General features: G+C 73.9%; 18 protein-coding genes. All 18 read right to left on the bottom strand.

Going from position 1 to position 19,589, the window contains the following annotated elements:
• Window positions 1–41: 41 nt before the first annotated feature.
• Window positions 42–941 carry a F0F1 ATP synthase subunit gamma gene (locus tag ACFQ8E_RS20820; protein WP_430552473.1) on the bottom strand — a complete coding sequence of 300 codons (900 nt, stop codon included), beginning with the start codon at window positions 939–941 and terminating at the stop codon, window positions 42–44.
• A 2-nt stretch (window positions 942–943) separates the two neighbouring features.
• Window positions 944–2,572: a F0F1 ATP synthase subunit alpha gene (gene atpA, locus ACFQ8E_RS20825; RefSeq protein ID WP_429767007.1), complete on the bottom strand. Its 1,629-nt coding sequence runs from the start codon at window positions 2,570–2,572 to the stop codon at window positions 944–946.
• An 80-nt stretch (window positions 2,573–2,652) separates the two neighbouring features.
• Window positions 2,653–3,468, bottom strand: coding sequence for a F0F1 ATP synthase subunit delta (locus ACFQ8E_RS20830; protein ID WP_430552474.1), 816 nt, complete (start codon window positions 3,466–3,468; stop codon window positions 2,653–2,655).
• The gene (locus tag ACFQ8E_RS20835; protein WP_430552500.1) at window positions 3,468–4,067 is read right to left on the bottom strand and encodes a F0F1 ATP synthase subunit B; all 600 of its coding nucleotides are present in this window, start codon (window positions 4,065–4,067) and stop codon (window positions 3,468–3,470) included. The genes ACFQ8E_RS20830 and ACFQ8E_RS20835 overlap by 1 nt, the downstream gene beginning before the upstream one ends.
• Window positions 4,068–4,069: 2 nt before the next feature.
• On the bottom strand, window positions 4,070–4,300 hold the full coding sequence (locus ACFQ8E_RS20840) for an ATP synthase F0 subunit C (protein ID WP_079569652.1): 231 nt from the start codon (window positions 4,298–4,300) through the stop codon (window positions 4,070–4,072).
• A 101-nt stretch (window positions 4,301–4,401) separates the two neighbouring features.
• Window positions 4,402–5,085 carry a F0F1 ATP synthase subunit A gene (gene atpB / locus ACFQ8E_RS20845; protein WP_430552475.1) on the bottom strand — a complete coding sequence of 228 codons (684 nt, stop codon included), beginning with the start codon at window positions 5,083–5,085 and terminating at the stop codon, window positions 4,402–4,404.
• 364 nt (window positions 5,086–5,449) lie between these two features.
• On the bottom strand, window positions 5,450–5,917 hold the full coding sequence (locus ACFQ8E_RS20850) for a hypothetical protein (RefSeq protein WP_430552476.1): 468 nt from the start codon (window positions 5,915–5,917) through the stop codon (window positions 5,450–5,452).
• Window positions 5,914–7,161, bottom strand: coding sequence for an MraY family glycosyltransferase (locus ACFQ8E_RS20855; RefSeq protein WP_430552477.1), 1,248 nt, complete (start codon window positions 7,159–7,161; stop codon window positions 5,914–5,916). The genes ACFQ8E_RS20850 and ACFQ8E_RS20855 overlap by 4 nt, the downstream gene beginning before the upstream one ends.
• Complete coding sequence (locus ACFQ8E_RS20860; protein WP_430552478.1) at window positions 7,158–7,907, bottom strand: L-threonylcarbamoyladenylate synthase; 750 nt, start codon at window positions 7,905–7,907, stop codon at window positions 7,158–7,160. The genes ACFQ8E_RS20855 and ACFQ8E_RS20860 overlap by 4 nt, the downstream gene beginning before the upstream one ends.
• A 4-nt stretch (window positions 7,908–7,911) precedes the next feature.
• Complete coding sequence (prmC, locus tag ACFQ8E_RS20865) at window positions 7,912–8,928, bottom strand: peptide chain release factor N(5)-glutamine methyltransferase (protein ID WP_430552479.1); 1,017 nt, start codon at window positions 8,926–8,928, stop codon at window positions 7,912–7,914.
• On the bottom strand, window positions 8,921–10,015 hold the full coding sequence (gene prfA, locus ACFQ8E_RS20870) for a peptide chain release factor 1 (RefSeq protein WP_430552480.1): 1,095 nt from the start codon (window positions 10,013–10,015) through the stop codon (window positions 8,921–8,923). Before prfA ends, prmC begins: the two co-directional genes overlap by 8 nt.
• Window positions 10,016–10,190: 175 nt before the next feature.
• Window positions 10,191–10,400 carry a 50S ribosomal protein L31 gene (gene rpmE / locus ACFQ8E_RS20875; protein ID WP_430552481.1) on the bottom strand — a complete coding sequence of 70 codons (210 nt, stop codon included), beginning with the start codon at window positions 10,398–10,400 and terminating at the stop codon, window positions 10,191–10,193.
• Between the two features lie 147 nt (window positions 10,401–10,547).
• Window positions 10,548–12,554, bottom strand: a complete 2,007-nt coding sequence (gene rho / locus ACFQ8E_RS20880; RefSeq protein ID WP_430552482.1) for a transcription termination factor Rho — start codon at window positions 12,552–12,554, stop codon at window positions 10,548–10,550.
• A gap of 298 nt (window positions 12,555–12,852) precedes the next feature.
• Entirely contained in the window at window positions 12,853–13,803 is a 951-nt protein-coding gene (thrB, locus tag ACFQ8E_RS20885) for a homoserine kinase (protein ID WP_430552483.1), read from the bottom strand.
• A gap of 92 nt (window positions 13,804–13,895) precedes the next feature.
• The gene (thrC, locus tag ACFQ8E_RS20890) at window positions 13,896–15,014 is read right to left on the bottom strand and encodes a threonine synthase (protein WP_430552484.1); all 1,119 of its coding nucleotides are present in this window, start codon (window positions 15,012–15,014) and stop codon (window positions 13,896–13,898) included.
• Between the two features lie 2 nt (window positions 15,015–15,016).
• On the bottom strand, window positions 15,017–16,375 hold the full coding sequence (locus ACFQ8E_RS20895) for a homoserine dehydrogenase (protein ID WP_430552501.1): 1,359 nt from the start codon (window positions 16,373–16,375) through the stop codon (window positions 15,017–15,019).
• A 140-nt stretch (window positions 16,376–16,515) separates the two neighbouring features.
• Window positions 16,516–17,901 (bottom strand): diaminopimelate decarboxylase, encoded by a 1,386-nt coding sequence (gene lysA / locus ACFQ8E_RS20900; RefSeq protein WP_430552485.1) that lies wholly within the window; start codon window positions 17,899–17,901, stop codon window positions 16,516–16,518.
• Window positions 17,898–19,565, bottom strand: a complete 1,668-nt coding sequence (argS, locus tag ACFQ8E_RS20905) for an arginine--tRNA ligase (protein ID WP_430552486.1) — start codon at window positions 19,563–19,565, stop codon at window positions 17,898–17,900. The genes lysA and argS overlap by 4 nt, the downstream gene beginning before the upstream one ends.
• Window positions 19,566–19,589 lie beyond the last annotated feature (24 nt).

A 19,589-nucleotide genomic window follows, 5' to 3' on the forward strand; every position in this document is an offset into this window, starting at 1 on the left:
TACGGTCGTCAGAGCCGGCTGGGCTGCTGCCATGGCCGGCGTCATGACGCCGCGAGGGCGTCGGCACCCGAGACGATCTCGCTGATCTCCTGGGTGATGTCCGCCTGGCGAGCCTGGTTCGCCAGGCGCGTGTAGGTGCGGATCAGGTCCTCGGCGTTGTCCGTCGCCGTGTGCATCGCCCGCTGGCGCGCGGCCAGCTCCGACGCCGCGGCGTCGAGCATGAAGCTGAAGATGCGGCTGCGGACGTAGCGCGGCAGGAGGGCGTCGAGGACGCTCTCCGGCGACGGCTCGAAGTCGTACAGCGGGAACGTCTCGTGCTCGCCGGGTGCGGCGACGCCCTCGACGACCTCGAGCGGGAGCATCCGCACGACGCGCGGCCGCTGCGTGACCATGTTGACGAACTGCGTGTAGACGACGTGCAGCTCACCGACGCCACCCTTGTCCGCCGGGGCGAGGAACGCCCCGAGCAGGGTGTCGGCGATCTCGCCGGCGACGTCCGAGTCCGGGCTGTCCGAGCCGTACGACCACTGCCCCGCGAGCTGGCGCCCGCGGTAGCCGTAGTACGAGACGGCGCGCCGGCCGGTCGCGTAGAGCGCGACCTGCTTGCCCTCGCCCTGCAGCTGCGCGACGAGGCGCTCCGTCTCACGGATGATCGACGCCGAGTAGGCGCCGGCCATGCCGCGGTCGGAGGCGATCACGAGGACCGCGACGCGGTCCGTGTCGTGGCGCTCGCTCGTCAGCGGGTGCTTGGTCGACGTGTGCGTCGCCACGGCCGACACCGCGCGGGTGATGGCACGCTCGTACGGCGACGCCGCGGCGGTGCGCGCCCGCGCCTTGCCGATGCGGGAGGCCGCGATCAGCTCCTGCGCGCGGAACATCTTCTTCAGCGACTGCGTCGACTTGATCCGCTGCTTGTAGATGCGCTGGGCTCCACCGGCCATGCTCAGGCCTTCTTCTGCACGACGAGCTGCTCCTGCTCGACGTCCGCGGAGTCGCCCTCGTCGTCGCCGCCGACGAGCGGGGTGCCGTCGGCCTTGAGGAAGCCGTTGCGCACGTCCTCGACGGCCGCGGCCAGCGCGTCCTCGGTGTCCTGCTCGAGCTTGCCGGTCTCGGCGATCGTGGAGAGCACCGAGGTGTGGCGACGCAGGTGGTCGAGCATCTCGGACTCGAACCGCTTGACGTCCTCGACGGGGACGTCGTCGAGCTTGCCCTTGGTGCCGGCCCACACGGACGCGACCTGGTCCTCGACCGGGTACGGCGTGTACTGGGGCTGCTTGAGCAGCTCCATCAGCACCGCACCGCGGGCCAGCTGGCCGCGCGACGCCGCGTCGAGGTCGGACGCGAACATCGCGAAGGCCTCGAGCGAGCGGAACTGCGCCAGCTCGAGCTTCAGCGTGCCGGAGACCTTCTTCATCGCCTTGATCTGCGCGTCACCACCGACTCGGGAGACGGAGATACCGACGTCGACCGCCGGGCGCTGGTCGGCGTTGAAGAGGTCCGACTGGAGGAAGATCTGGCCGTCGGTGATGGAGATGACGTTGGTCGGGATGTACGCCGAGACGTCGTTCGCCTTGGTCTCGATGATCGGCAGGCCGGTCATCGAGCCCGCGCCCAGGTCGTCCGAGAGCTTGGCGCAGCGCTCGAGCAGACGGGAGTGCAGGTAGAAGACGTCGCCGGGGTACGCCTCGCGGCCCGGCGGGCGGCGCAGCAGCAGCGACACGGCACGGTAGGCCTCGGCCTGCTTCGACAGGTCGTCGAAGATGACCAGCACGTGCTTGCCCTGGTACATCCAGTGCTGGCCGATGGCCGAGCCGGTGTAGGGGGCGATGTACTTGAAGCCCGCCGGGTCGGACGCCGGGGCGGCGACGATCGTCGTGTACTCGAGCGCGCCGGCCTCCTCGAGGGCGCCGCGCACGGACGCGATCGTCGAGCCCTTCTGGCCGACGGCGACGTAGATGCAGCGGACCTGCTTGCTCGGGTCGCCCGACTCCCAGTTGGCCTTCTGGTTGATGATCGTGTCGATCGCGATCGCGGTCTTGCCGGTCTGCCGGTCGCCGATGATCAGCTGACGCTGACCGCGACCGATCGGGATCATCGAGTCGATCGCCTTCATGCCGGTCTGCAGCGGCTCGTGCACCGACTTGCGCTGCATGACGCCGGGCGCCTGGAGCTCGAGGGCGCGGCGACCCTCGCTCTCGATGTCGCCCAGACCGTCGATCGGGTTGCCCAGCGGGTCGACGACGCGGCCGAGGTAGCCCTCGCCCACGGGGACGGACAGGACCTCGCCGGTGCGGCGGACCTCCTGCCCCTCCTCGATGCCCGTGAACTCGCCGAGGACGACGACGCCGATCTCCCGGACGTCCAGGTTCAGGGCGAGGCCGAGCGTGCCGTCCTCGAACCGCAGCAGCTCGTTCGCCATCGCGCCGGGGAGACCCTCGACGTAGGCGATGCCGTCGGCGGCGACGGTGACGCGGCCGACCTCCTCGCTGACCGCGCCCTCGGGCTCGTACGACTTCACGAAGCTGTCCAGAGCGGCGCGGATTTCCTCCGGCCGGATCGTCAGCTCAGCCATTGCTCTCTCCTGTCGTGGCCGCGTATCGCGCGGCCTCACGTTCTGCGTAGCCGACCGGAGCCGGCGCTGGGCCTAGGGGTTCAGCCGGCCAGCCGGCGACGGGCGTCGGCCAGGCGGGACAGCACGGTGGAGTCGACGACGTCGGCGCCGACCTGGATGCGCAGGCCGCCGATGACGGCGGCGTCGACCGTGACGTTGAGCTGCACGGGGCGCCCGTAGGCACGCTCGAGCAGCCCGCCGAGCCGGTCCTGCTGGGACTGGCTGAGCACGCTGCCGCTCGTGACCGTGGCCACGAGGCGGCGGCGACGCTCGGCGGCGATCTCCCCGTACCACAGCAGCGTCGCCACGAAGCGGCGGCCGCGGAGGGCGGTCGTGGCCCGACGGGCGAGCACGAGCGTCACGTCGTCGACCTTGCCCGTGAGCAGGGAGTCGACGAGCTGCGCGCGGCGCTCGGGGTCGGTCTTGCCGTCCGAGAGCACCTGGCGCGCCTCACGCTGCCCGACGAGCGCCCGGGTCAGCCGGAACAGCTCGTCCTCGACGGTCTCGAGGGTGCCCCGCGCCTCGGCGGACGCCAGCACGGCGTCGAGCCCGAGACGCTCGACGGCGTCCGCGAGGTCCCGGTCGCCGGACCAGCGCGACCGCGCCAGGCCCGTGACGAGGTCCACGACCCGCTCGTCGAAGCCCCCGGCCAGCACGCGTCCGGCCAGGGCCGCACGGTCCTCCGGGTCGCGCGACGGGTCGGCGAGCGACCGGCGCAGCGGCCCGGACTCGTCCAGGGCGGCGACGACGGCGAACAGCTGCTCGCCGAGCGCCTTCGCGTCGGCCCCGGCGGACCGCAGGACCGGCTCGAACCGCTCCTGCGCCGCCGCGAGGGATGCTCCGCTGGTGCCCCGCATCAGCCCTCCTTGCCGACCGAGTTGCCGACCGGCGCCGCCGTGCGCGACTCGTCGCCCGCGGCCTCGAGCTCGTCGAGGAAGCGGTCGACGACGCGCGACTGGCGCGCGGAGTCCTGCAGCGACTCGCCGACGATCTTGGACGCCAGCTCGGTGGCCAGCTCGCCGACCTCGGCGCGCAGCGAGACGGCCGCCGTCTGGCGCTCCGCCTCGATCTGGCGGTGGGCGGTCTCGACGATGCGCGAGGCCTCCTCGTGCGCCTTGGTGCGCAGCTCCGCGACGATGGCGGTGCCCTCGGCGCGCGCCTCCTCGCGGGTCTTCGCGGCGTCCGCACGGGCCTCGGCGAGCTGCTGGTGGTACTCCTTCAGCGCCTCCGCGGCCTCTTCCTGGGCCTTCTCGGCCTTGGCGATGCCGCCCTCGATCTTCGCGGTGCGCTCGTCCAGCACGGCCTGGAACTTGGGCAGGACGTACCGGTAGAACACGATCCCGACGATGATCACGATGATCAGCGACCACACGATGTCCGGCGTGTGCGGCAGCAGGATGTTCTGCTCGGTCCCCTCGGCAGCCAGAACCGCGGGGGTGTTCAGGGAAGAGGTCATCATCACGGAACGATGAAGCCGGCCACCAGGCCGAGGAGCGCGAGCACCTCGACGAAGGCGATACCGATGAACATCGTGGTACGGAGCTGGCCGGACACCTCGGGCTGGCGAGCCATGCCCTCGATCGTCTTGCCGATGAGGATGCCGAGGCCGATGCCGGGGCCGACCGCCGCGAGGCCGTAACCGACGGTGCCGATGTTTCCGGTGACCTCGGCGAGGGTGGTGACGTCCACTGGGTTTCCTTCCGTTGGGCGCCGGACCACGGTGGCCCGGCGTCGCTTTCGTGGGGTGCAGTTGTGGATCTGGTCCGGCTAGGCCGGGAACCGCGAGACGGTCAGTGCTCCGCCTCGACGGACATGTTGAGGTACACGGCGGTGAGGATCGCGAAGACGTACGCCTGCAGGGCGGCCACGAAGACCTCGAAGAAGAAGAACGCCGCGCCGGCCACGAACGTGCCCGCCCCGAAGAGCTTCATCGCGCCGGCCGAGTCGAAGAGGAAGAACGACGTGGCCGCGAAGCAGATCGCGAGCATGAGGTGCCCCGCGACCATGTTGGCCAGGAGCCGGATGACGAGCGTCGCCGGCCGCAGGATGAAGACCTGGAGCGCCTCGATCGGCACGAGCAGCAGGTACAGCGGCTTCGGCACGCCCGGGGGGAACAGCGAGTTCTTGAGGTAACCGCCGACCCCGTGCGCCTTGACGCCCGCCCCGAGGTACATCACGTACGTCCACGCGGCGAGCACGATCGGCAGGCCGATCACCGAGGTGCCCGCGATGTTGAGGAACGGGATGACGGCCGCGATGTTCATCACGAGGACCGTGCAGAAGATGGTCGCGAGCAGCTTGAAGTACTTGCGCCCGTTCTCCTGGCCCAGCACCTCGATGGCGATCGAGTTGCGGACGAAGTCGAGGACCATCTCGACACCGTTCTGGAACCGGCCGGGCACCAGCCGGGCGCGACGCGCGGCGAGGCAGAAGACCAGCAGCAGGACGGCCGCCATGATGACGCGGACCAGCATGATCCGGTTGAACTCGAAGGGCGTGCCCTCGAAGAAGATGGCCGGCGGGAAGAAGTCCGCGATCGTCGGCGCTTGGAAGCCACCGCCTTCGGCGGCAAGCAGCAGGGGGATCGCTGGCGTAGACAGGGGATTCTCCCGGAGGTCGTACGGTCCGGACGCTCCACTCCTGGGAGGGCACGCCATCGGACCTGGCCGTCATGGATTCGCGGACAGCCTACCGGATGTTCACAGGTGCTCCGACATCCCGGAGCATAATTTCCGGCCAGATCTCGCGGCTTGTGAAGAAGCGCACGATGTTGCCCCCGGCGACGGATGGTCGCCCGGCGCAAGCACCCTGGTCAGGAGGCTCGGCCGGAAGGCTCGGTCAGGGCTGCACGTAGGGCACGCGTCCGCTGTTCACGGCGCGGTAGTCGAGCAGCGCGGACCCGATCGCGCCCACGCCGAGCACGGCGATCAGCACCCACGGGGCGTAGAACGTGGCGCCCTGGAGCAGCGCCAGCACGACGATGAGGACGACGATCTTGGCCACCCAGGCGCCCATGACGAACGCCGCCATGCGCGCGGGGCTCGACCCCACGGTGCGCATCATCGACCAGATCGTCGTCGCGCAGAAGAAGGCCGCGATCGCGGCGCCCACCAGGGCGCCCCACAGCCCGGGCAGGCCGGCGACCAGCAGGCCGATGCCGCCGCCCAGCACCACCAGCACGCCGACCAGCAGGAGCGTGTCCCGCAGCGCGGTCCGCAGCACCCGGCGCTCGGCGTCGGTGGCGTGCTCGCCCGCCGCGCCGGCGGCGGGGTCGGGCGTCGGGCCAGGGGTGTCGGGCGTCGTCATCGGTGGCGTCCTTCGTGCGTCGTCAGGGTGGGCGCGGCCGGAGCGGCCGGGGGCGGGGTCGGGGATCGGGGGGCTGCGGGCGCGGGGTGCGCCGCCGCGACCGTCGGGTGGCTGCCGGTGGCGACGTCGTCGTCCAGGAACCGGCCCCGGGTGCGCAGCGGGCCGAGCGTGAGGAGCAGCGCCACCACCACGGCGACGCCGAGGCCCGCCAGCACGGCCTTCCAGTCCCACAGCACGAGCGCGGCCACCCCGAAGGAGAAGACGGCGGCCCACACGTACAGGATGAGCACCGCGCGCCGGTGGGAGTGGCCGAGCGCCAGCATCCGGTGGTGCAGGTGCATGCGGTCGGGGTGGAACGGCGACTTGCCGGCCGCGAGGCGGCGCACCACGGCCATCGCCATGTCGAGCAGGGGCAGCAGCACCACCGCGACCGGCAGCAGCAGCGGGATGAACAGCGGCACGGCCTGCGCCCCGGAAAGCGTCGCGCCCATCGAGACGGGGTCGACGTTCCCCGTGATCGTGATCGCCGAGCCCGCGAAGACCAGGCCGAGCACCATCGAGCCGGAGTCGCCCATGAAGATGTGCGACGGGAAGAAGTTGTGCGGCAGGAAGCCGAGGCACGCCCCCACCAGCACGGCCATCATGAGCGTCGCGAGGTTGGCGTAGTTCTCCGGCGTCGCCTGCTGGGTCAGCCCGTACGTGTAGAGCAGGAACGCCGAGCCGCCGATCGCCATCAGGCCCGCGGCCAGACCGTCCAGGCCGTCGACGAAGTTCACCGCGTTCATCGCCACGACGACCACCAGGATCGTGAGGAACAGCGAGATCCTCGACGAGGTGATGAACAGCCAGTCCGGGGTGGGCAGCGACGTGAGCTGGACCTGCTGCAGGGCCATGAACCCCGCCGCGAGCACCTGCCCGGCGAGCTTGGTCATCCAGTCCAGGTCCCACACGTCGTCGGCCCAGCCGAGCAGGCAGACGATGACGGCCCCGCCGACGATGCCCCACGCCTGCGGCCCCGTCTCGAAGACGCCCGCGAGGAACGGCATCTGCGAGGCCAGCACCACCGCGACGACGATGCCGAGCAGCATCGCCAGGCCGCCGAGCCGGGGCGTCGGCTGCACGTGCACGTCGCGCGCCCGCACCGCGGTGATCGCGTTCGTGCGGCGGGCGACCCACCGCGCGCCCGGCGTGGCGAGGTACGTGACCGCCGCCGCGACGAGCAGCAGGAGCAGATAGGCCCTCACCCGGCGGACTCCTCCGCGGGTGCGGAGCCGTGCTCCTCGGTCCGGTCGGGCGTGCTCGCGTCGTCGGCCTCGGGCGCGTCGGCGGTGGGCTCCTCGACGGGCTCGTCGACGCCGCGCACGGGCGCGACCTCGTTGAGCGCCTCGAGCGTGATCGCGCCCTGGCGCACCACGCGCAGCCGCTCGCGGGTGGCGTCCACGATCGTCGACGCGACGCCGCCGGGCGCGTCGCCGCCGTCGAGGTAGACGGTCACCGCGTCGCCGAGCTGCGCCTGCGCGTCGACGACGTCGAGAGCCGCCGGGTTGCCGGTGGCGTTGGCGCTCGACACCGCGAGCGGGCCCGTGCGCCGCAGCAGGGCCAGGGCTGCCGGGTGGTCGGGCATGCGCAGCGCGACGGTGCCGTGCGTCTCCCCCAGGTCCCACTGCAGCGACGGCTGGGCCTGCAGGATGATCGTGAGCCCGCCGGGCCAGAACGCCTCGGCCAGCTTGCGCGCGTCGTCCGGGACCTCGGTGGCGAGGCCGTCGAGCGTGCGCACGTCGGGGATGAGGACGGGTGGGGGCATCTGGCGCCCGCGGCCCTTGGCCGCGAGCAGGGCCGCGACGGCCTCCGCGTCGAAGGCGTCGGCGCCGATCCCGTAGACGGTGTCGGTCGGCAGCACCAGCAGGCCGCCGCGCGAGACCGTGTTCACCGCCTCGTCGATCGCAGGGCCCCAGGTGTTCGGGTCGGTGACGTCGTGCACGCTGCTCACGGGCTCAGTCTGTCACGGTTCGACCGGCCGCCGGCCGGACGTCCGGGTGCGGGGACGGGCGCTCGGGCGCCCGGTCGGAGCGGCGCGCCACCACCATCCGCGGCCGGCCGGTGAGGTCGTCGCGCGTGCTCACCGGGCCGAACCCGGCCGTGCCCACGGTCGTGCCCACGGTCGTGCCCGCCACCATCGCGCGCGCCGCGGCGGCCTGCACCTCGGCGTGCTCCATGACGTACAGCCCGCCGGGGCGCAGCAGGCGCGCCGCGGCGGCGGTGACGCCGCGCGGCACCTCCAGCCCGTCGTCGCCCAGGCCGTAGAGCGCGACCGCCGGGTCGTGGTCGGCCACCTCCGGGTCGCGCGGCACCGCGCCCGGCGGCACGTACGGCGGGTTGGAGACGACGACGTCGACGGTGCCGTCCAGCTCGCGCAGCGCGGTCCGCGCGTCGCCGCGCAGCAGGTGGACGACGGCGTCCGGCCGGTCGCCGGTCGCGGCGGCGACGTTGCGGCTCGCCCACCCGTGGGCAGCGGCGTCCAGCTCGACGGCGTGCACGCGGGCGCCCGGGACCTCGGTCGCGACGGCCAGGGCGATGGCTCCGGACCCGGTGCACAGGTCGACCACGACCGCCGTGCCCTTCCGGGCCACGACCCGCGCCGCCTCGTCGATCGCGACCTGCGCCACCTGCTCCGTCTCCGGCCGCGGCACGAAGACGCCCGGCCCGACGGCGAGCTCCAGGTGCCGGAAGGGGGCCACGCCGGTGAGGTGCTGCAGCGGCTCGCGGGCGGCGCGCCGCGCGACGTCGGCGGCGAACCGGTCGCCCGCGCCGTCCGGCAGGGCACGGTCCAGCACCGCGAGGCGCCGCGCCTCCGCCCGGTCGACGCCGAGGGCGTGGGCGAGCAGAGCCTCCGCGTCGACGCGCGGGCTCGGCACGCCCGCCGCCCCGAGGCGCGAGGTCGCCCAGCGGAGCGCCGCAGCCGCGGTGCGGGGCACCTCGTCGGCCACGGCGCCGGGCACGGCGTCAGGCACCGGGTCCGCCGGCCGCCGCGAGCCGCGCCGCCTCGTCGGCGTCGACGGCCGAGCGCACCACCGGGTCGAGGTCGCCCGCGAGCACGTGGTCGAGGTTGTACGCCTTGTACCCGGTGCGGTGGTCCGCGATGCGGTTCTCCGGGAAGTTGTAGGTGCGGATCCGCTCGCTGCGGTCCACGGTGCGCACCTGGGATCGCCGCACGTCGGCGGCGGCCGCGGCGGCGGCCTCCTGCTGCGCCGCGAGCAGCCGGGCGCGCAGCACGCGCATCGCCTGCTCCTTGTTCTGCAGCTGCGACTTCTCGTTCTGCATCGACACGACGATCCCCGTGGGCACGTGCGTGATCCGGACCGCGGAGTCGGTCGTGTTCACCGACTGGCCGCCCGGGCCCGACGACCGGTAGACGTCGATGCGCAGGTCGTTCTGGTCGATCTCCACCTCGCCCGGGTCGTCCACCTCGGGCAGCACCAGCACGCCGGCGGCCGACGTGTGGATGCGCCCCTGCGACTCCGTGACCGGCACGCGCTGCACGCGGTGCACGCCGCCCTCGTACTTGAGGCTGGCCCACACGCCCTCGGCAGGGTCGGAGACGCTGCGCGCCTTGATCGCGACCTGCACGTCCTTGTAGCCGCCCAGCTCGGTCTCCGTCGCGTCGAGCACCTGCGTGGCCCAGCCGCGCCGCTCGGCGTACCGCAGGTACATGCGCAGCAGGTCGCCGGCGAAGAGCGCCGACTCGTCGCCGCCCTCCCCCGCCTTGATCTCGAGGATGACGTCGCGCGCGTCGTCGGGGTCGCGCGGCACCAGCACGCGCCGCAGCCGCTCGGCGGCGTCGTCCGCCGCCGCGCGCAGGGCCGGCAGCTCCGCGGCGAAGGCCTCGTCCTCCGCGGCGAGCTCGGCGGCCGCCTCCGCGTCGTCGCGCGCCTGCTCCCACGCCCGGTAGGCCGCGGCGACCTGGTTCAGCTCGGCGTAGCGGCGCCCGAGCGAGCGGGCGCGCGCCGCGTCCGCGTGCACGGCCGGGTCGGCCAGCGCGCGCTCGATCTCGGCGTGCTCGTCGAGCAGCGGCCGCGCGGCGGCGAACGAGTCGGTCATGGGTACTCCCGGTCCGGGCGCGAGGCCTCGTCGGGCCCGGCGCGGACCACCTCACCGGGACACGCACTGCCTCGACGGGTGGCGAAACTCCCTCGGCAAAGCAGAAGCGCCGGTGGTCCGTCGTCCGACTGCCCCTGGAGAGGTTGTCGGGCGGACCACCGGCGCTGTCAGGCAGCTACTTCTTCTTGCCGTAGCGCGCCTGGAAGCGGGCGACGCGGCCACCGGTGTCGAGGATCTTCTGCTTGCCCGTGTAGAACGGGTGGCAGGCGCTGCAGACCTCGACGCTGATCTTGCCGGAGGTCGCGGTGCTGTGGGTCGTGAACGTGTTGCCGCAGGTGCAGGACACCTGGGTGACGACGTACTCGGGGTGGATACCGGACTTCATGATGCTCCTTGGTGTGATGCCGCCGGGTCGCCCCGCAGGACAGCGGGCCGTGAACCGGAAGGCCGACGAACCATTGTGCCAGAACGCGGACGCGCCCCGGACATCGCCCGTGCGCCGGGCCCCGCGGGGCCTGGCGCACGGGGACGATCAGACCGTCTCGCCCGGGTTCTCGTCCGAGAGCCCGGCCGGCGTCGTCTTCTGCACGTGCAGCAGGAACTCGACGTTGGTCTTGGTCTTCTTGAGCTGGCCCAGCAGCAGCTCGATCGCCTGCTGCTGGTCGAGCGCGCCCATGACGCGGCGCAGCTTGTAGACGATGCCCAGCTCGTCCTTCGCCATGAGGATCTCCTCGCGCCGGGTGCCGGACGCGTTGACGTCCACCGCCGGGAAGATCCGCTTGTCGGCGAGGTTGCGGGACAGGCGCAGCTCCATGTTGCCCGTGCCCTTGAACTCCTCGAAGATCACCTCGTCCATCTTCGAGCCCGTCTCCACGAGCGCCGAGGCGAGGATGGTCAGCGAGCCGCCGTTCTCGATGTTGCGCGCCGCGCCGAAGAACTTCTTCGGCGGGTACAGCGCCGCGGCGTCCACACCACCCGAGAGGATGCGGCCCGACGCCGGCGCCGCGAGGTTGTAGGCGCGCGAGAGGCGGGTGAGCGAGTCGAGCAGCACGACGACGTCCTGGCCCAGCTCGACCAGGCGCTTGGCGCGCTCGATCGCGAGCTCGGCGACGATCGTGTGGTCCGACGCGGGGCGGTCGAACGTCGAGGCGATGACCTCGCCCTTGACCGTCCGCTCCATGTCGGTGACCTCTTCGGGCCGCTCGTCCACGAGCACCACCATGAGGTGGACCTCGGGGTTGTTCGCGGTGATCGCGTTGGCGATCTGCTGCATGATGATCGTCTTGCCGGCCTTGGGCGGCGCGACGATGAGGCCGCGCTGGCCCTTGCCGATCGGGGCGACGATGTCGATCACGCGCGGCGTGAGGCGGGTGGCCTCCGGGTTCTCCAGGCGCAGCCGCTCCTGCGGGTACAGCGGCGTCAGCTTGGTGAACTCCGGGCGCTGGCGCGCCTCCTCCGGCGTCATGCCGTTGACCGAGTCCAGGCGCACGAGGGCGTTGAACTTGCTGCGGACGTTCTTGCCCTGCGGCGGCTCCTCGCCCTCGCGGGGCTGGCGGATGGCGCCGACGATGGCGTCACCGCGGCGCAGGCCGGACTTCTTCACCTGGTTGAGGGAGACGTAGACGTCGCCCGCCCCGGGCAGGTAGCCGCTCGTGCGCACGAAGGCGTAGTTGTCGAGGATGTCCAGCACGCCGGCGACCGGCAGCAGCACGTCGTCCTCGCGCACCTCCACGTCGTCCAGGCCGGCGACGTCCGGGCCGCCCGGCCGGCCGCTGCGGTTGCGCTTGCGGTCCCGGCCACGGTCGCGACCCCGACGACGGCGCGAGCCGCGCTCGTCGTCGTCGTCCCGGCGCTGGCGCTCGTCGCGCTGGCCGCCCTGTGCCGGGCCGCTCTGCCCCTGACCGCCCTGCGCGCCGGAGCGCTGCTGGCCGGAGGAGTCGTTCGAGCGGCCCTGGCCCGAGCGCTGGCCGTCGCCGTCGCCCTGGTTGTTCTGGCCGTTGCCGGAGCGGCGGGCGCCGCGCTCGCGCGGGGCCGCGACGGCCTCCGCGAGCTGGGCGAGGCGCGCCTCGCGGTCGGCGTCGTTCTGGCCGCCGCGCTGCTCGCCGCCACGCTGGTCGCCGCCCCGTGCGGGCTGCTGCTCGGCGGGCGCCTCCGCGCGCTGCTGCGGCGCCGCGTCACCCTCGGACGAGCCGGCGGAGCGGGTGGCCCGGCGCGAGCGGCGCGGGGCCTCGGCGCCGTCGGCGCGCGGGGCGCGGGCGTCGCCCGAGGGCTGCCCGGAGCCGTGGTCGGCCGGCGCCTGGGCCGGGGCGTCGCTGCGGACCGTGGGCGCCACGGCGGTCGCCGCGGCGACCGGGGCACCGGCGGTGCGCGCGCCCTGGCCGCGCGCGGCCCGGATCGCGTCCTGCAGGTCGCTCTTGCGCATCCGGGACGTGCCCTTGACGCCCATGCCGGAGGCCAGCGCCTGGAGCTCGGCCAGACGCATCGAGCTCAGGTTCCCGGATGCGGCGGTGCCGTTCCGGCTGTCGGTGGTGTTCGTCACGAAGGACCCTTCCCCCTCGTATGCGGCCCGCAGATCTCGGGGCCGGGGTGGTTGCCGTCCGGCGCGGGGAGCGCCGAGACGCGTGGAACCTCGCATCAGTGGTACGACGACGTCGGCTGGCGGGGTTGGTGTTTCACCCTCTCGCGGGACTGTCGCGGCGGATCCTGCACCGCATCACGACCACCACGCACCTGGCTCTGACCGGGCACACGGACGCGCGGCGCGGTCGAGAGGGGCCGTGCGGTGGAGAGGGATTGCCCTCGCGGTCGATCCCGAAGGCTCACCGCATCATATCACCTCACACACCGCCCCAGGCCGACCCGCCGCCCGTCACGCGGCGCGCCACCGCGCCGTCGTGGTCCACGCCCGGCCGCACCGCACGCCAGCCCGCCACGTCGTCGACGAGGTCGGCCAGCACGGCGTCGAGCCGACCCGTGCCGTCGCCCGCGGTGAGGACGAGGACCGTGGGACCGGCGCCCGAGATCGTGGCCGCGAGCCCCTCGGCGCGCAGGGCGCGCAACAGCTCGGCGGAGCCCGCCATCACGCTCGCGCGGTAGTCCTGGTGCAGCCGGTCCTCGGTGGCGTCGAGCAGCAGCTCCGGGCGCCGGGCCAGGGCCTCGACCAGCAGCCCCGCGCGCCCGGCGGTGAACGCCGCGTCGCCGTGCGGCACCTCGGCCGGGAGCACGCCCCGGGCGCGGCTCGTCGCCAGGCGGGCGTCGGGGACCAGCACGGTGGCCTCGATGCGCTCGTCCACGTCGAGGTCCACGGCGCGGGGGCCGTCGCCCGACCGCCACGCCAGCGTCGCGCCGCCCCGGATCGCGGGCGCCGCGTTGTCGGGGTGCCCCTCGAACTCGGTCGCGATCCGCAGCACCGCGGCCGCGTCCAGGACGTGGGGGTCGGCCAGGAGCGCCCGCGCCGCGACGATGCCGGACACGACGGCCGCCGACGAGGACCCGAGGCCCCGCGCGTGCGGGATCCGGTTGACGCACCGCAGCCGGAGGCCGGTACGGGGCGCGCCGGCGAGCTCGAGCGTGTGCCGCAGGGCGCGCACGACGAGGTGGTCCTCGCCGAGCGGCACCTCCCCCGCCCCCTGCCCCTCGATCTCGACGACGACGTCGTCGGTCGCGAGGAGCTCGACCTCCAGGTCGTCGTACAGCGCGAGGGCCAGGCCCATCGCGTCGAACCCCGGGCCCAGGTTGGCGCTGGTCGCGGGAACACGGACCAGCACGTGGTCGGCGCCGAGCTGCATGCGCGTCTCCCTCTCGGGGCTCGGTCGGAACGGTGTCGGGCAGAGCGTTGTCGGGCGGAGCGGTGTCGGGCGGAGCGGTGTCGGGCGGGGTGTCAGCCCAGGCCGAGCGCGTCGGCGATGGACACGACGTCGGCGCCCACGCGGGTCGGGGCCACCTCGCCGCCGTCCGGCGTGCGCAGCGCCCACTGCGGGTCCTTGAGGCCGTGACCGGTGACGGTCACGACGACGCGCGCGCCGGCGGGGACCAGCCCGCGCTCGGCCCGCGCGAGCAGGCCTGCGACGCCCGAGGCGGACGCCGGCTCGACGAACACGCCGACCTCGGCGGACAGCACGCGGTGCGCGGCGAGGATCTGCTCGTCGGTGACCGACTCGATCACGCCGCCGGACGTGTCGCGGGCGGCCTCCGCCTGCTCCCACGACGCCGGGTTGCCGATGCGGATCGCGGTGGCGATCGTCTCCGGCTGGTCGACGGGGTGGCCCAGGACGATCGGCGCGGCGCCGGCCGCCTGGAAGCCCCACATCTGCGGCGTGCGGGTCGCGACCGCGCCGTGCGCGGCGCCGTCGTCCAGGCCCGCGTACTCGCGGTAGCCCTTCCAGTACGCGGTGATGTTGCCCGCGTTGCCGACCGGGAGGCAGTGGATGTCCGGCGCGTCGCCGAGGGCGTCGACGACCTCGAACGCGGCCGTCTTCTGTCCCTCGATGCGGTCCGGGTTGACGGAGTTCACCAGCTCGACCGGGTACACCTCGGCGAGCTTGCGCGCCGCGACGAGGCAGTCGTCGAAGTTGCCGTCCACCTGGAGCAGGCGGGCGCCGTGCGCGATCGCCTGGCTGAGCTTGCCCATCGCGATCTTGCCGTCCGGCACGAGCACGGCGCAGGTCATGCCCGCCCGGGTGGCGTACGCCGCCGCCGAGGCGGACGTGTTGCCCGTCGACGCGCACACGACGGCCTTCGCGCCGCGGCCGGCGGCCGCGGAGATCGCCGTCGTCATGCCGCGGTCCTTGAACGACCCGGTCGGGTTCATGCCCTCGACCTTGACGTACACGTCGGCGCCGGTACGGTCCGACAGCGCGGGGGCGGCCACGAGCGGGGTGCCGCCCTCGCCGAGCGTGACGATCCGCTCCGCCACGTGGGCGGGCAGCCGGTCGGCGTACTCGGTGATGACACCGCGCCACTGGTGGGCAGGCTGGGTCTTCGGCTGGTCGACCGGCATGGTCAGGCTCCCTCGACTCGCAGGACGGACGTGATCTCGTGCACCGGCTCGAGGCCGCGCACGGCCGCGACCGTCGCGGCGAGCGACGCCTCGCGGGCGGAGTGCGTGGTGAGCAGCAGCGCGGCGGTGCCCTCGGCGACGTCGACGGCGTACGGCTCGTCGGGCGCCTGGCGGACCGTGTCGATCGACACGCCGTGGTCGGCGAGCACCTGCGCCACCTGGGCGAGCACGCCCGGGCGGTCGGCCACGACGAGCCGGACCTGGTAGCGCGTGACGGCGGCGTCGTGCGGCAGCACCGGCAGCGACGCGTACGCGGACTCGCGCGGCCCGCGCCCGCCGACCATCCGGTCGCGCGCGGCCGACACGAGGTCGCCGAGCACGGCGGACGACGTCGGGCGCCCGCCCGCGCCCTGGCCGTAGAACATCAGCGGGCCGGCGTCGTCGGCCTCGACGAAGACGGCGTTGAACGCCCCGCGCACCGCGGCGAGCGGGTGCGCGGACGGCACCAGCGCGGGGTGCACGCGCACGGACACGCCCTCGGCGGTCTGCTCCGCGATCGCCAGCAGCTTCACGACGTGCCCGGTCTGCTGCGCGGCGGCGACGTCGGCCGCCGTCACGCCCGTGATGCCCTCGCACGCGACCTGCGCCAGCGAGACGCGCGTGTGGAACGCGAGCGACGCGAGGATCGCGGCCTTCGCCGCGGCGTCGTGCCCCTCGACGTCGGCCGTGGGGTCGGCCTCGGCGTACCCGAGGGTCTGCGCCTCCTTGAGCGCCTCCTCGAGGTCCAGCCCGTGCGTCGTCATCTGGTCGAGGACGTAGTTGGTGGTGCCGTTGACGATGCCGAGCACGCGACGCACCTGGTCGCCGGCGAGCGACTCGCGCACCGGGCGGACGATCGGGATCGCACCCGCCACCGCGGCCTCGAACGACAGGTCGACGCCCGCCGCGTCCGCGGCCTCGAACAGCTCCGGTCCGTGCGCGGCGAGCAGCGCCTTGTTCGCCGTGACGACGCTCGCGCCGCCCGCGATCGCGCGGTGGATGAGGCCCCTTGCCGGCTCGATGCCGCCCATGAGCTCGATGACGAGGTCGGCGCGGTCGACGAGCGCGCCCGCGTCCTCGGTGAGCAGCTCGGCCGGCACGACGGTGCCGACGCCGTCGCGCGGGCGGCTCGCGTCACGCACGGCGATACCCACCAGCTCCAGGCGCGTGCCCGCGCGGGCGGCGAGGTCGTCGGCGTGCTCGATCAGCGTCCGCGCGACCTGGGAGCCGACGACGCCGCACCCGAGGAGCGCGACGCGCAGCACCGTGGGGGTCGGGTCGGCCGCCTGGCGGGGACGGGCCGCGGGTTCGGCCCCAGTCAGGGGCCCGGACGAGGGGGCTGCAGGCACGGGAGAACCTTCGGAACGGGATGCCGGGACGGGGTCAGGATAGCCGCGGCGCGCCGGCCGTCGGGCCGCCGTCCACGGGCGGCGACGACGGGCCGACGACGCGGCGTCGGGCGTCAGCCCTGGTCGAGCGCGAGCAGGTCGTCGACCGTCTCGCGCCGCACCAGGACGCGCGACGCGCCGCCTGACACGGCGACCACGGGCGGACGGGTCAGCAGGTTGTAGTTCGACGCCATCGAGCGCCCGTACGCGCCGGTCGCGGCGACGGCGAGCAGGTCCCCCGCGCGCACGTCGCCGGGCAGCCGCACCTCGTGCACGACGATGTCGCCGCTCTCGCAGTGCTTGCCCACGACGCGCACGAGCACGGGCTCCGCCGTCGAGGTCCGGCCGACGAGCTCCGCGTGGTACTGCGCCTCGTACAGGGCGGGGCGGATGTTGTCGCTCATGCCGCCGTCGACCGAGACGTAGGTGCGCACGCGGCCGTCGTCGAGCGCGACCGGCTTGACCGTGCCGACGGTGTAGAGCGTCAGGCCCGCCGGGCCGACGATCGCGCGCCCCGGCTCGATGGAGAGGCGCGGCAGCGGGGTGCCCAGCTCGGCGCAGACCGCGGCGACCGCGCTCGCGACGTCCTTGGCGATGCGGTCCGGGTCGAGCGGCACCTCCCCCGGCAGGTACGCGATGCCGTAGCCGCCGCCGAGGTCCACCTCGTCGACCAGCACGCCCGTGCGCTCCGCGAGCTCGGCGCGCAGCCGCAGCACGACGCGCGCCGCCGCCTCGAAGCCCGCCGGGTCGAGGATCTGCGAGCCGATGTGCGAGTGGATGCCCAGCAGGTGCAGCTCCGGGCGCCGGGCCGCGGCGAGCAGCGCCTGCATCGCCGGCGGGTCGCCGCCCTCGTCCAGCGCGCCGGGGTTCACCGAGAGGCCGAACTTCTGGTCCTCGTGCGCGGTGGAGATGTACTCGTGCCCGCCGGCGTGCACGCCGGTCGTGACGCGCACCATGACGGGCGCCACGAGCCCGCGGGAGGCCGCGAGCGCCGCGACCCGGTCGATCTCGACGAGGGAGTCGACGATGATGCGGCCCACCCCGGCGTCGAGGGCCGCGAGGATCTCGGCGTCGGACTTGTTGTTGCCGTGCAGGCCGATCTCGGCGCCGGGGACGCCGGCGCGCAGGGCGACGGCGAGCTCCCCGCCGGACGCCGTGTCGACGCGCAGCCCCTCCTCGCGGGCCCAGCGCGCCACGGCCACCGTGAGCAGGGCCTTGCCCGCGTAGTACACGTCGACGCCGGTGCCCACCTCGGCGAACGCCGTCGCGAACGCCGTGCGGTAGCCGCGGGCGCGGGCCCGGAAGTCGGCCTCGTCGAGCACGTAGGCGGGGGTGCCGTGCTGGGCCGCGAGCGCGTCCACGGCGAGCCCGCCCACCTCGACGACGCCGTCGTCGCGCCGGCGCACGCCCGACGACCAGGGGACCCCGAGCACGCCCTCCTCGACCTGGGCGCCGGTCACATCCGCTCCGGGGCGGAGACGCCGAGCAGGTCGAGCCCGTTGGCCAGCACCTGGCGCACCGCGTCGTTCAGCCACAGGCGCGTGCGGTGCGTGTCCGTGACCTCCTCGTCCGGGTACGGCGTCACGCGGCACTCCTGGTACCACTTGTGGTAGTCCGCGGCGAGGGACTCGAGGTAGCGCGCGACGCGGTGCGGCTCGCGCAGCTCGGCCGCCTGGGTGACGATCCGCGGGAACTCGGTGAGCGCGCCGACCAGCGCCGCCTCGGTCTCGTGCGTGAGCAGCGCGGGGTCGAAGGCGTCGGACCCGTCGGGGGCCACGCGCGCGACGGCGCGGTCGGCCGCGTTCCGGTCGACGGCGCAGGTGCGCGAGTGCGCGTACTGCACGTAGTAGACGGGATTGTCGTTGCTCTGCTTGAGCATCTCCTCGCCCGACAGGGACAGCGGCGAGTCCGCCGGGTAGCGGGCGAGCGAGTAGCGCAGCGGGTCGGAGCCCAGCCACTCGATGAGGTCGTCCATGTACAGGGCGTTGCCGCGGCGCTTGCCCATCCGCTCGCCGCCGATGTTGACGAGCTGGCCGATGAGCACCTCGATGTTCGCCTCCGGGTCGTCGCCCGCGCACGCGGCGATGGCCTTGAGGCGGTTGATGTACCCGTGGTGGTCGGCGCCGAGCAGGTAGATCTTGCCCGGGAACCCCCGGTCCTTCTTGGACAGGTAGTACGCGGCGTCGGCGGCGAAGTAGGTGGGCTCGCCGTTCGCGCGGATCATCACGCGGTCCTTGTCGTCGGCGAAGTCCGTGGTGCGCAGCCACACCGCGCCGTCGACGTCGAACACGTGCCCCTGCTCGCGCAGGCGGGCGACCGCCTGCTCCACCGCGCCCGAGTCGTGCAGCGTGCGCTCGGAGAACCAGACGTCGAAGTGCACGCCGAACGCGTCGAGGGTGCGGCGGATCGCCTCGAGCTGGGCCTGGTAGCCGAGCTCGCGGGCGGTCGTGAGGGCCTCGTCCGCCGGGAGCGACAGGAGGTCGGGCTCCTGCTCGAGCACCTCGGCGGCACGCTCGGCGACGTACTCGCCGGGGTAGCCGCCCTCGGGCACGTCCTCGCCCTTGGCGCGGGCGATGATCGACGCGGCGAACTTGTCCATCTGCGCGCCCGCGTCGTTGATGTAGTACTCGGCCGTCACGTCGGCACCGGCCGCGCGCATGATCCGTGCGAGCGCGTCGCCGAGCGCCGCCCAGCGGGTGTGACCGATGTGCAGCGGGCCCGTCGGGTTGGCCGAGATGAACTCGAGGTTGTGGACCTGGCCCGCGAGGGCGTCCGTGCGGCCGTACGCGTCGCCGGCGGTGACGATCGTGCGCGCCAGCTCGCCCGCGGCGCCGGCCTCGAGCGTGATGTTGAGGAAGCCCGGCCCGGCGACGTCGGCCGCCTTGATCCCCGGGGTCGCCGCGAGGCGGGCCGCCAGGTCCTCCGCGAGCGCGCGCGGCGTCGTGCCCGCCCTCTTCGCGAGCTGCAGCGCCACGTTGGTGGCCCAGTCCCCGTGCTCGCGCTGCCGGGGTCGCTCGACGTGCACCGACGCGGGGACGGCGTCGGCGGGCAGGGCGAGGGTGCCTTCGGCCACGGCCGAGGCGAGGGCAGCGCTGAGTGCTCGGGAGAGCTCGTCGGGGGTCACCGGGCGATTCTACAAAGGCGGCGG

It is taken from the genome of Isoptericola sp. NPDC056573, assembly GCF_042793335.1.
In the GTDB taxonomy this organism is placed as follows: Bacteria; Actinomycetota; Actinomycetes; order Actinomycetales; family Cellulomonadaceae; genus Isoptericola.